The following is an 11,943-nucleotide window of genomic DNA, read 5'->3' as shown; positions in this document are numbered from 1 at the left end:
TAGGATTAATCTTCATTGACCTGGTATTTTCGATCCAGCCGGTTCATCAGCCAGACATAAATAAATATGATCAGGACAAAAATATAGATGGACCCTTGTTGTGCAAACCAAAACCCAAGCTTGTATCCTCCCAGACGAATTTGATTCAATTCCTCCACCCATATAATTCCAAATCCGAACGAAACGATAAACCATACTGACAAGAGTATGAGCAGGTAGGTTAAGTTTTCTTTCCAGTACTGTTTTTGATCTGGTTTAAGCATTTTTATGATTTGATTCTGTTAAGATCCAAGCGAAAAATATGAATTATTCCAACTAATTCCGTGATTTATATCAAAATATTTTATTATTTTTTAAGAATACACGTAATATCTGCAAGTTAGACATGGGGCCATCGGTAACGATACTCAGCCTTATCGAAAGAATGAACTCAAACATCATTTTTGATTTTAAATAAGGTTGCGCAATTACAATTAATCCTTCTTTTTCCGATAAGCTGATCTTCGCCGATACAGGTGGGAGAGTCTGCATAAGGTGAATAGCTTATAAAGATTCACTATAAGGTAAATGATTTATAGGCTAGGTTTATAAAATATTTGGCTTATATTTATAAAAATTGACAGACTATTTTTATCTTGAATTCATGTATGCAGTAATTACCGGAGATGTGGTGGGTTCGACCACCTCGCAGACACGAGGTGATCAAAACAAGTATGGCTTGTTGGACGAAAGTCTCACAACGGCGTTTGAGTCAATGATGACCCAGGGTTGGGTTTCGAAGGGGGACTTTACTTCATTTCGAGGAGACAGCTTTCAGGGGGTGTTACCAGCAGAACATGGACTTGAGGCAGTCCTTCTCATTAAGTCAGCGTTGAAAGGTGGCGTTACAGCCGATTTGAAAGCTGATCATGGACTGTCCTGGAGTTGTCGCTTGGGTATGGGGATAGGGGAGGTGACCTATCGGGCACCCCACGTCAGTAAGTCCAACGGGCCGGCATTCCATAGATCAGGACGACTTCTTGATGCAATGCCACGTGATCACTTTGTGGCGATGGCCTCCCCCTGGGATTCGGTGAACGAAGAACTGGAACTGATGTGTCGATATCTGGATATCATCATTGAACGGTTGTGGACCGTCAAATCGGCGCGTTCAGTGTATGTTCATCTGAAGGAAAACTATACACAACAAGAAATGGCGGATTTGTTTGGTATTTCACAACCGGCCCTGAGTCAGCGCATTCAAAGCGCAGAATGGGCTGTTCTGGAACAAACTATCCGTCGCTACCATTCGATCATTAATTTAAATCGCCAATGATACTACCTGATCTAAACCTGTTGGTCTTGTTGTTCGTCGCACATTTTATGGGAGATTTTACCTTTCAACCCCGGATGTGGGTAGACGGAAAAAGACGACGAAAATGGCGGAGCCCGTATTTGTATTATCATGCGCTGGTTCATATGTTATTGGCAACAGCTGCAATCGTCTGGAGCACTGGAAAATGGAGTTGGATTGGCGTGGCGGGGGCTGGTTTGATTGGGGTGGGGCATTTGGTGTTTGATGTGGCCAAAATAAATTATGTAAAATACATAGAGCGGGAGTGGAGCGATCTGGGGCTTCAACGAGGTCTGGTGTTTTTATGGGATCAGATCGGTCATTTTTGTGTGCTTTATCTCGTCGCTATATGGATGCAGAATGCCATGTGGATCGGAGGCGGATCATTGCAACTTACAAAAATTCTGATAGTTGCTTTGGGATATTATTTTGTATTATATCCTGCATCGACTTTCGTAGATCTCGCTACCCGGGACTGGCAGGATCATATGGAGTTCGATGATGCCGGAGTGGGATTGCCTCAAGCCGGAAGGGCGATCGGTCAATTGGAGCGGCTGTTGGCGCTGACTTTTATCCTGCTCGGACAGTACACAGCATTGGGCTTTCTCATTGGAGCGAAATCCATTTTTCGTTTTGGTGACTTGACGCGAGGTCTACAGCACAAAAAAACGGAGTATATCTTAATCGGAACTTTACTCAGTTTTTCGGTGGTACTTGTTGTAGGGCTGATTTTAAATTATTATTTATTAATGTAGCAAAGTGCTGAATTGGTTAAGCGCTGAATAAGAACGGTGGGTACCCCATGAATTCGAGGCTATCATACCGGCGCCGGACTCTGAGCTTCAGGTTTGTCCCGGACATTCCTTGGTTGGTAGAAAATTTTACCGAACCCGAGATTGTTTTATTTTCTTTATTTTTATTTTCAAATTAAGAAAGCACCTTCATGAAAATATATCTGTCAATAGCACTTCTTTGGATGGGTAGTGCCGCGCTTTCCGCACAGTCCATTTGGACCCTCGACCGGGCATTGAATCATGCCCGGGAACACAGTTTACTGATTTTACAAGCCCGGTATGATATTGCACGGGCGGAAGCAGACCTTCGTGCGATGCAGCAACAGCGAATTCCATCCTTGGGATTTTCCAGCAATCTGAGTAATAGCATTGGCCGGACTATTGATCCGACTACAAATACCTTTACAACGGAAAGTAATTACAACCAGAGCGCGAATTTCAACGCCGGCGTCCAGCTGTTCAATGGAGGACTTTTACACAACCGGATCAGAAATGCACAGCTGGGGAAACAAGTGGCTGCATTGGAAGTCGAAGCGACTGAAGAAGACGTGCTATTATCGGTTGTTAATCAATTTTTTCAAGCCTTGTTCGCGCGAGAAAATGTTGCATTGGCCTCAGCAAATCTGGAACTGCTCAAAAGTCAGGAGGAGCGAGCTACTGCAGAGGTTTCGGCTGGGTCAAAACCTGAAAATGAGTTGCTGGAGATTCAGGCAGAACTGGCTTTTTCGGAACAGCAATTGATCGAAGCTCAAAATCAGCAGGATTTGACCGAATTGCGTTTAAAGCAACTACTCCGATTACCTGTAGGAGAGGATATGGTGCTCGAATTGCCTCCGGCGGAAGATATTCAACCCGATCAGATTGATTTGCTTTCGATGCAAGATTTACGTGACCGGGCTATGGCCGTATCTCCTGCGTTGCAATCAGCAGATACCCGAGTAAAAAGCGCCGAAGTGGGAATACAAATCGCGCAGAGCCAATATTACCCCAGTCTGTCTCTGGGCGGGTCTCTGAGTACCAATTACTCTTCAGCGCGTCGAATGTCCATCAACACAGGGACCTCTATTATGAATCAAACTGTCTATTTGGATGGAAACCCCGTTACGGTGGGTTTTGAGAATCCGTCCTTTCGATTCGAGCCAATTCCTTACGGCGAACAGCTCCAGGACAACTGGGGCTTGGGTTTTGGTTTGCAGCTTTCGGTTCCCATTTATTCACAGGGGAGTACACGAGCCAGTGTCCAACAAGCTAAAATCAATCACCAGACAGCCCAAATTCAGAAAGAACAGCGGGTTCAACAATTTACACAGGAGCTTGAACAGACGATCACGGATCTGAAGTCCTCTCACCAGAGCTATATTGCTTCTCAGAAAACCATGAATGCATCCACACGTTTTTTTGAAAACATCGAACTAAGTTATAATGTCGGTGCGGCCACCAGTTTTGAATTGATCAATGCGCAAAATCGAAAAGAGGAGGCTGAGACAAACTACCTCATTGCCAAATACGAGTACCTGGCCCGAAAGCGAAGCTTGGAGATTTACCTAAAGCAGTCTGGTCAATGAAGGGTCTGGCATTTATTGTTTTTATAAAAAACTTTCAGTTGGGACGGGTCAAAACGCGGATCGCTGCTTCGCTTGGACAACAAAAGGCGTTGGAGATATACTATACTTTGGCAAAATTTACGGTCGAGGAATTAAAGAAAACGGGATTGCCGGTATATTTTTATTTTTCAGAGTACACGGATGAAGACTTTTTGGAGGGCCAGGGAATTAAATTAGATTCCGATCTTTATCATGCCAAGGTGCAGACTCCGGATGATTTGGGTACCCGAATGGCTGATGCTTTTGCTGAGGTTCTGCTGCAGCACAGCGGAGCACTTCTGTTGGGTACAGATTGTCCGTATTTCACCGCTTCCCAAATGATTCGGGCTATGAAAAAGCTCGATCACCCCGAAGCCGATATCGTTTTAGGGCCGGCGAAGGACGGGGGCTACTACGGACTGGGTATGAAAACGTCCCACGATGTGTTCTCCGAGGTATCTTGGTCCACCGAATTCGTTTTTTCCCAAACCATGCAGAAGATTCGAAATGCCAATCTTCGTCATATGCTCTTGCCGATGCTCAATGACCTGGACCATGCAGAAGATTGGGCGGAATTTACAATGAGTCCAATGGCTGATTATTTCTGGGAAGTGATTCGTTCCAGTTCTTCGGCTAATGATTCCATAGCGGGTGTGTAGTGAATTCCATGAAAATTGAGGGCTTTAGCGGCTTCTATATTTTCGATTCGATCATCGATGAATACAGATTCCTCAGGTTTTAGGCTGTACCGATTGAGGAGTAATTGGTAAATGGCTGGGTCGGGCTTGATGACACCTTCTTCGCCCGAAACCACCGCACCGTCAAAATCTCCAAAAAAGGGAAATAACTTCAATGCTATCGGGAAGGTTTCACGCGACCAGTTGGTCAAGGCGAATACCCGGTATTTATCGTTGGCCAGGTAATGTTGCATAACCTGTACATTGGCCCTAATTGATCCATCGAACATTTCTTCCCACCGATCGTAGTAAGCACGGATTTCAGAAGCGTAATTAGGAAACTCATTAATTTTGAGCCGGTTCGCTTCTGCTATGGAACGACCTCGGTCCTGTTCCAGGTTCCACTCATAGGTACAGACGGTCTCGAGAAATTCTACAGCTTTTTTCTCCTTTTTTAAAATCTTTCGGTACAGGTTGAGCGGATCCCAATGGACCAACACACCGCCCAAATCAAAAATAATATTTTTAATCATGCTCCTCGGTTTATAACCATCGTGGTCAATCTGCTTTCACAGATTTGGCGATTCTGCTCATCTCGGATGATGATTCGCCAAACCTGAATACTTCTGCCTATCCGAATGGGTTCCACTCGGCCCGTCACGATCCCTTCAGTTGCTGCTCGCAGATGATTTGCATTGATCTCGATACCTACTACAGCTTGCTGATCTGTGTTTTCCAACACCAGGACGCCTGCCACACTACCCAGTGTTTCGGCCATGGCCACCGAGGCACCACCATGCAATAAGCCCATAGGCTGGACGGTCCGGTGATCGACCGGCATGGTTGCTTCCAGGTAGTTGTCCCCTATACTTGTGAATTCTATTCCGATAGAGGCCCCCATTGTGTTCTCATTGAGTCGATTGAGGTGATCAATGGTAACCCTTTGTTTCCATATTGACATATTATTTTCTTATTTTGGCGCCAATATAAATAAATATTACCGAATGGAAATTTATCATAATCCGCGATGTCAAAAGTCACGTCAGACCTTGAAGATTTTGCAGGAATCAAAGACAGATTTTGAGATCCGTAAATATTTGGACGATCCGCCTTCCAAGGATGAATTGCAGCAAGTACTAGCAAAATTGGATATCAAGCCAATGGCTTTGATTCGCCAAAATGAAGATCTGTTCAAGAAAGAATACAAAGGTAAAGTCCTTAATGATGAGGAATGGATAGACGTCATGGTTAAGCATCCCCGGTTGATCGAACGACCCATTGTCATCCATGGAGATCGGGCTGTGATAGGCCGACCACCCGAGAATGTAAGGGCGTTACTGGTCGAGGAGGATTAGGATATAGTCTGTAGTCAGTAGTCTGTGTTCAGGGGTCCACGGTCTACGGTCTGCGGTCAGTGGTTTTTAGTCTTCCCTCACCAAACGAATTGCCAGCACTCCAAACGGAATCCCTGCAACCAACGGGTCCACGGTCAGTGGGATGCATCAATTATAAATGAGATTCTACCCAGTCTTGTAATATTCCGATGTCGTTGGAATTAATTTTTGTCCAACTGGTTTGATTTCTCAACCAGGTTAATTGCCGTTTGGCGTAATTTCGGCTGTGTTGTTTTATCTTATCTGTAGCTTCATCCAGGCCGACCTGATTGTCAAAATAGGGCAGGAGCTCCTGATAGCCTACAGACCGCATGGCCGGACAATCCTGATAGGGTAGTAAGGACCGGACCTCTTCGACCAGGCCTTTACCCATCATGTCATCCACCCGGTGATTGATCCGGTCATAGAGCTCCTTTCGGTCGTGATCAATTTGAAAATACCCTGAATCGTGTGGGTTTTTTAAGAGCGGTTGGGGTGTATAATCAAAGATGGAACGGCCGGTTTGATCTGCTACCTTGATGGCACGCAACACCCGGTGTGGATTGTGTATATCCCCTCGTATTGGGAAATTCGGATCCATCCGAACCAGTTCTTTCTGGATAAATTGAAAGCCTTTTATCTTTAGACTGTGATTCCATTTATGATTGATTTCCGGTGTAATCTCCGGTATGTCTGCCAAACCATTCATCAATGCTTTTATATAAAATCCGGTTCCGCCTGCAATAATTACCACCGGTTTGTGGACATGGGTATGCTCGATCAGGTGCGCTGCCCGTACGGCAAATTTTCCGGCTGAGAAACGTTCATGCGGCTCGAGAATATCAATCATTTCATAGTCGATCTGAGCTTGTACCTCGGGCGAAGGTTTGGCCGTTCCGATGTTAAAGTAACGGTAGATCTGACGGGAATCCGCAGATATTATTGGAACGTCATAGCGCCGTGCAATGTGTTCAGCCAGGGCCGATTTCCCGGAACCTGTGGGGCCGCTCAGGATCAATAAAGCCGGTATTCTTTCTTTTTCAACCAAAAAAATCTAAGTTTAGTAGTATATTAAATAGCAAATTTAGTTATTTCACCGGATGTTATACAGTATTTTAAGACCGACTACCCGTATCGTGTTGCGTGGGTATTATAAAAAACTCTTCGTAAACGGGCAACATCATATACCCAAGAACCAACCGGTTATTCTTGCAGTTAACCATCCTTCCGCATTTACGGAACCCTGTGTGCTGGCAACACACCTGGAAAGAGAACTTCACTTTTTAATCCGGGGTGATGTGATCAATCCTAAGGTAAAGTGGTTCTTTGATCAGACAAATCAGCTGCCAATATATCGCTTTCGGGATGGGTTTTCAAGTATGCGGCAGAATGAAAAACAATTTAGTTATTGTTTTGACTTGCTGGCTGAGTCTGGGTGCATCGTTATTTTCGCAGAAGGGAGTACCAAACATATAAAGCAGACGCGTCCCATCCAGAAGGGAGCAGCACGCATTGCATTTGGTGCACTACAAAACCGGGACATAGAAGATGTTTTGATTGTTCCGGTGGGGGTAAATTTCCAATCTTCACCACGCCCCCGTTCCATCGTTGCTGTGGAAATTGGACAACCCATTTCAACCCGGCAGTTTTATCCGCTTTATGAAGCAGAAGAACGAAAAGGACTCAATGCCATTACGCAGGAAATCTTTAATGGATTGAAACCACAAATGGTACACATCGAAGATAATGCACGTCTTGCACCAGCCGATGATCTTTTATTGTTTGCAGCACATGACCTGAATTATAAGACCTTGCCTGTAGCAGAATATGGTCATGACGTCTATTTTAACCGGATGGACGGGGTGGCACGGAGCATCAATCAAATGAATGCGACAGATTGGGAAAACAAGCAAGAACAGTTGGAAGAATACGTAAAACTTCTTGATTCACATCAATTATCCGATGCCGGAATGAACCCCGTGGAGCACGGTGGTTTATCCTGGCTACTCCTGACACCGTTGGCTATCATCGGTTGGATATTTCTCGGGCCAATTTATTGGATTGCTTTTTCCATTCAGAAACGTCTTAATCAAAAAGCGGAATACATTTCCGGATTCAGAATGGCGGGATTTTTACTTCTTGTGCCTGTTTTTATCATCCTCTGGATGGTGCTCTTTGGTGCTGTTTGGGGCTGGTGGGTTCTCATTTTTCCACTGGTGTTACCTCTTTTGTCATTGATAGGTGTCTGGTGGTTGGACGGATTTCAAACGTGGAAGCAAAGTATGAAGTGGAGTCGATTGCCTTCCAAACACCGTGAACAGATTTTGGATTTGCGTGAACGACTCATGGCACCGTTTTACGATGATTCGCCCAATTCCTGAGCTCTTTTGTATGCGGCCTGACTTCCATTGATTATTCCAGGCTTTAAGTGGTTCTGGTCATAGCACCGTAAAGCAGCCTCGGTGGTTCCTCCTCGGCTGGCTACTCGATCGATCCATTCACGGCATGACAAATCATTTTTGCTCAGCAGGTTGATCGCTCCATGAAAGGTTTGCCAAGTTAAAAGTTCGGCTTCAGCTTCAGAGAACCCCAGGTTTACTGCAGCTTCTATGATGGATTCCATAAAATAAAATACATAAGCGGGGCCACTTCCTGAGATCGCCGTTGCACTATCCAGCAGATGTTCATGATCGACATAAAGTGCCTTTCCGGTTGTGTTCAGTAAGTTTTGTACCATCGTCAATTCAGGGCGGGATACTTCTGTGGTGGATGTAAATACGGTCATACCATCACCGATTTGAGCGGGCAGATTAGGCATGGCACGAACGATTTTGTTGATATTCAAACCTTCCTGTAGAGTTTGGATGCGTACTCCGGCCATAATGGAAAGTACTAGGTGCTCTGGGTGTAGAAGGCCGCCAATCTCAGCGTACAGTAACGCTGCATCCTGGGGTTTGACGGCAAATATAATCAGATCAGCTTTTGGAACACATTCTTCAGGCGATTGATATATGGTTCCTGTGTTAAGTTTCTCGAGCCGCCGGATCTGACGAATTGATTTTTCCAAAATCATCAGATTTTCAGCCTGGACGATGTGGGAATGGAGAAAACTATGGATGTAGGTTTGCCCCATATTTCCTCCGCCAATAACTAATATTTTCATAGATGCTATTTGATGGATCCCCGATCAACTTTTAAGGTTCAAAACCAAGAAAAGTATTATATTGGGTTACCATAGTGTAAAAATTGATTGAATCCGATGTGGGTCAAATATACCTTGGTTTTTTTTATGAAATTAAATTTATTCAGCAACAAGGCGCTGAATAAAACAAAATTTCACTGAGAATATGCGGATTGTAACCTCTATTGTGTTGTGTATGTGGTGTGTCCTGGGTGATCCGGCTGCCTTGTTCTGTCAGGCGCATAAATCTGATCATACGTTGGTGGCATTGCCTATTGTATATTTTACACCGGAGACGAATTGGGCGTTTGGTGCCGGTGCGTCCTACACTTTTCATCTGGACAGTTTACATCACCGCCCGAGTACATTGCAATTGGGCGGCGTATATACACTACGCAACCAGGTGTTGGCATATTTTTCCTGGAATCTTTTTCATCCGGACAAGCGTTGGGAAATGAGTGGAGAACTTGGGTACTACCAATACGTTTATAAATACTGGGGGGGCGGGAACAAGCTAGCCCAATCCGATGCGGACAGTTACGAGGTGACATTTCCAAGGCTTCGAATTGCTCCGAAGTATATGTTATCCAGATATTGGCGTGTGGGCATAGCAGCGGATTTTAATAAATACTCCAATCTGAATCCAAGAAAAGGCGGGTTGTTGGAGCGCCAGCAAACGCTGGGAATTGATGGCGGATATGTCAATGGGGTGGGGCTCCAGATTCAATATGATCGTCGCGAACATACGATATTTCCAGTTCACGGGTGGTATGTGGCAGCAAAATCCATGCTTTACAGTCCCATCTGGGGATCGGACTATTCTTTTTCATCAGCACAGATCGATATTCGTAATTACCAAAATGTGGCCGGGGGTGTGATCTGGGCCAGTCAATTGTTGGGAAGCTTTCGAAGCGGTCCGGAAATTCCTTTTTACGACCTTTCATTACTAGGAGGATCAAAAATGATGCGGGGTTATTTCGAAGGACGTTATCGGGACGCCAATTTGTGGGCTATTCAGTCCGAATTTCGGATTCCTGCATGGAGGCGATTTTTTTTGGTGCCATTTGCTTCTGCTGGGGATGTGTTCAATTGGGAAGACTCTGGCCGTGCGATAAAATTCGCCGGTGGTCTGGGATTGCGCTATATTGTAGATCACACCAATCGGGTTAATATACGGGCTGATGTAGCTTATGGACAAAATTTTCAATTTTATCTTTCCATATTGGAAGCTTTTTAAATACATTGTCCGTTAAATATCTTACCCGTGGCATACAATACCCTGATTAGCATAGTGATTCCTGTATTCAATGAGGAAGAGTATATCGCAGACTGCCTTCGTCATCTGATGGCGTATGGGAAGGGAGCTGAGATTATCGTAGTGGATGGGGGAAGTGAAGATTCCACGGTTGCCATCGCACAAGAATTTCCGGTAAAAATATTTTCTTCAGAGAAGGGACGGGCGGTGCAGCTCAACCTGGGTGCCCGGAAGGCCACCCGGGATATATTGTATTTTTTGCATGCCGATACCCACCCGCCGGAGACCTTTGTGGAAGACATATACAGTAGTTTGTTGCAGGGGCATGTCGGCGGATGTTTTAAAGTGCGATACACCGACGGTCCCTGGCTTATGACACTGAATTCGTATTTGTCCAAATTTAAGATGAGTTGGTCGGGTGGTGGAGATCAGAGTTTGTTTATGTTTGCACACACCTTTGAAGAACTGGGCGGCTTTGATGACACATTGCAAATCATGGAAGACTTTGATTTGGTAGACCGATTGCAGAAGATGGGGACCTTTGACGTGGTGCCCAATGAGATCGTCGCAAGCAGTCGCAAATACCATGAGAACTCCTATGTCAAGGTTCAGTTGGCGAATGTACTCGTCTTCCAAATGTACCGTCTCGGTTATAGTCAGGAAATGTTAAAAAATACCTATCATAGAATGATTGACCGTTTACGTTAATCATCGGGTTTTGATCTATAAGTTGAGGTCGCTAATAGTACATGAAATAAATAATAACATAGATTATTTCAGAAATAAATAGCCGTTTTGGAACGAATTAATTATAGAATTTTGTTACTATAATAATTGGAATGCGGGTGCTACTGCCACTCTCCAATTGCTTATTTATGGATCTAAAATTAATTATCATGAAACGGTTATTCCTACTATTGCTTGTGCTGCAATTAACCATCCCTGCCTGGAATCAAACAGATAATACTTCGGATGAAGACGATGCAATTATGGCTGTCATCAAAAAAGAAACATTATCATTTTTTATGGGTGAATACGAAGATTGGAAGGACTGTTGGGCGCAAACCGATGATATTTATTTTGAATGGGTGCGTAGCAATGTACATCATTTCTATACCGACTGGAGCAAACTTGATCGGACATTGCGGCCAATTATCACGGAAAATGTGAGTAATAATGATGCATACTACGCAGAACGAACCGATGTAAAGATCATGCGCGATGGGGATATGGCCTGGGTGACTTACCGTCAGGATCTGAGTGGAGATAAATCCAATGAACAACGTGTGCTTGAAAAAATTGACGGCGCTTGGAAAATAATAATGGTCACGGTAGTCGCATCGGAAACCTTTCCTAAAATGGAATCCCAATAGGTTGTAGTCGTATTTCGGGTCGTCCTTTGACTTGAAAACGGGGTTTTTGAGTTTTGCTTCAGTATCACAAAAAGGGAAATTTCGAGCAATGTTTCTATGCTCTTTACTTGTTCTGATTAGATAATGGTTCATTTTGGAAGTATTAGATGATCGGGTACGCTAATCCCATTGAGTCAAGGGGCAGATAGCGGATGATTCCTGAATTTAGAATAGTGCCTCCTCATTGAGGGAGTATTGATAATTTATAATTTAATAGTCATATAATATGATGTAAGGCATCTACAAATATCGAATACAAAAAGCAGTCATATTGAGATTTGAACGGAAGTTTGTGACGATGAGAATCAAAGTATACGCTGGAATGGGCGGTGTTT

General features: G+C 44.2%; 14 protein-coding genes. 9 read left to right on the top strand and 5 right to left on the bottom strand.

Annotated features, from left to right (window positions below; genetic code table 11):
• Window positions 1-5 precede the first annotated feature (5 nt).
• The gene (locus tag KUV50_RS05215) at window positions 6-263 is read right to left on the bottom strand and encodes a DUF4212 domain-containing protein (protein ID WP_222579044.1); all 258 of its coding nucleotides are present in this window, start codon (window positions 261-263) and stop codon (window positions 6-8) included.
• Window positions 264-643: 380 nt separating this feature from the next.
• Here KUV50_RS05215 and KUV50_RS05210 point away from each other — a divergent pair, with 380 nt between their 5' ends.
• The 4 genes from KUV50_RS05210 (at window position 644) to KUV50_RS05195 (ending at window position 4,369) form a co-directional block, all read left to right on the top strand.
• Window positions 644-1,315, top strand: a complete 672-nt coding sequence (locus tag KUV50_RS05210) for a hypothetical protein (protein ID WP_222579043.1) — start codon at window positions 644-646, stop codon at window positions 1,313-1,315.
• Window positions 1,312-2,088: a DUF3307 domain-containing protein gene (locus tag KUV50_RS05205; protein WP_222579042.1), complete on the top strand. Its 777-nt coding sequence runs from the start codon at window positions 1,312-1,314 to the stop codon at window positions 2,086-2,088. Before KUV50_RS05210 ends, KUV50_RS05205 begins: the two co-directional genes overlap by 4 nt.
• A 188-nt stretch (window positions 2,089-2,276) precedes the next feature.
• On the top strand, window positions 2,277-3,692 hold the full coding sequence (locus tag KUV50_RS05200; protein WP_222579041.1) for a TolC family protein: 1,416 nt from the start codon (window positions 2,277-2,279) through the stop codon (window positions 3,690-3,692).
• Window positions 3,689-4,369, top strand: a complete 681-nt coding sequence (locus tag KUV50_RS05195; RefSeq protein WP_222579040.1) for a TIGR04282 family arsenosugar biosynthesis glycosyltransferase — start codon at window positions 3,689-3,691, stop codon at window positions 4,367-4,369. Before KUV50_RS05200 ends, KUV50_RS05195 begins: the two co-directional genes overlap by 4 nt.
• Here the strand turns inward: KUV50_RS05195 and KUV50_RS05190 are convergent.
• Together KUV50_RS05190 and KUV50_RS05185 are read right to left on the bottom strand one after the other, a co-directional pair.
• Complete coding sequence (locus tag KUV50_RS05190) at window positions 4,309-4,920, bottom strand: HAD family hydrolase (protein WP_222579039.1); 612 nt, start codon at window positions 4,918-4,920, stop codon at window positions 4,309-4,311. The two genes, KUV50_RS05195 and KUV50_RS05190, sit on opposite strands and share 61 nt — an antisense overlap.
• A complete protein-coding gene (locus KUV50_RS05185) occupies window positions 4,917-5,348 on the bottom strand; it encodes a hotdog fold thioesterase (RefSeq protein ID WP_222579038.1) in 432 nt (143 codons plus the stop codon). Before KUV50_RS05185 ends, KUV50_RS05190 begins: the two co-directional genes overlap by 4 nt.
• Before the next feature lie 43 nt (window positions 5,349-5,391).
• On the opposite strand from KUV50_RS05185, the gene arsC reads away from it, so the two are divergent.
• Window positions 5,392-5,742: an arsenate reductase (glutaredoxin) gene (gene arsC / locus KUV50_RS05180; RefSeq protein ID WP_222579037.1), complete on the top strand. Its 351-nt coding sequence runs from the start codon at window positions 5,392-5,394 to the stop codon at window positions 5,740-5,742.
• Between the two features lie 151 nt (window positions 5,743-5,893).
• Here the strand turns inward: arsC and miaA are convergent, their stop codons facing one another.
• Window positions 5,894-6,808, bottom strand: coding sequence for a tRNA (adenosine(37)-N6)-dimethylallyltransferase MiaA (gene miaA, locus KUV50_RS05175; protein ID WP_222579036.1), 915 nt, complete (start codon window positions 6,806-6,808; stop codon window positions 5,894-5,896).
• Between the two features lie 52 nt (window positions 6,809-6,860).
• On the opposite strand from miaA, the gene KUV50_RS05170 reads away from it, so the two are divergent.
• The gene (locus KUV50_RS05170) at window positions 6,861-8,141 is read left to right on the top strand and encodes a 1-acyl-sn-glycerol-3-phosphate acyltransferase (protein WP_222579035.1); all 1,281 of its coding nucleotides are present in this window, start codon (window positions 6,861-6,863) and stop codon (window positions 8,139-8,141) included.
• On the opposite strand, the gene proC is transcribed toward KUV50_RS05170, so the two are convergent.
• Window positions 8,117-8,923, bottom strand: coding sequence for a pyrroline-5-carboxylate reductase (proC, locus tag KUV50_RS05165; RefSeq protein ID WP_222579034.1), 807 nt, complete (start codon window positions 8,921-8,923; stop codon window positions 8,117-8,119). The two genes, KUV50_RS05170 and proC, sit on opposite strands and share 25 nt — an antisense overlap.
• A gap of 184 nt (window positions 8,924-9,107) precedes the next feature.
• Here proC and KUV50_RS05160 point away from each other — a divergent pair, with 184 nt between their 5' ends.
• The 3 genes from KUV50_RS05160 (at window position 9,108) to KUV50_RS05150 (ending at window position 11,569) form a co-directional block, all read left to right on the top strand.
• Window positions 9,108-10,178: a BamA/TamA family outer membrane protein gene (locus KUV50_RS05160; protein ID WP_222579033.1), complete on the top strand. Its 1,071-nt coding sequence runs from the start codon at window positions 9,108-9,110 to the stop codon at window positions 10,176-10,178.
• 27 nt (window positions 10,179-10,205) lie between these two features.
• Window positions 10,206-10,904: a TIGR04283 family arsenosugar biosynthesis glycosyltransferase gene (locus tag KUV50_RS05155; protein ID WP_222579032.1), complete on the top strand. Its 699-nt coding sequence runs from the start codon at window positions 10,206-10,208 to the stop codon at window positions 10,902-10,904.
• 188 nt (window positions 10,905-11,092) lie between these two features.
• Window positions 11,093-11,569 carry a nuclear transport factor 2 family protein gene (locus KUV50_RS05150; protein WP_222579031.1) on the top strand — a complete coding sequence of 159 codons (477 nt, stop codon included), beginning with the start codon at window positions 11,093-11,095 and terminating at the stop codon, window positions 11,567-11,569.
• Window positions 11,570-11,943: the final 374 nt, after the last annotated feature.

Origin of the sequence: Membranihabitans marinus (assembly GCF_019802045.1) — a bacterium.
In the GTDB taxonomy this organism is placed as follows: domain Bacteria; phylum Bacteroidota; class Bacteroidia; order Chitinophagales; family Saprospiraceae; genus Membranihabitans; species Membranihabitans marinus_A.
This window is presented reverse-complemented; position numbering and strand designations above follow the sequence as displayed.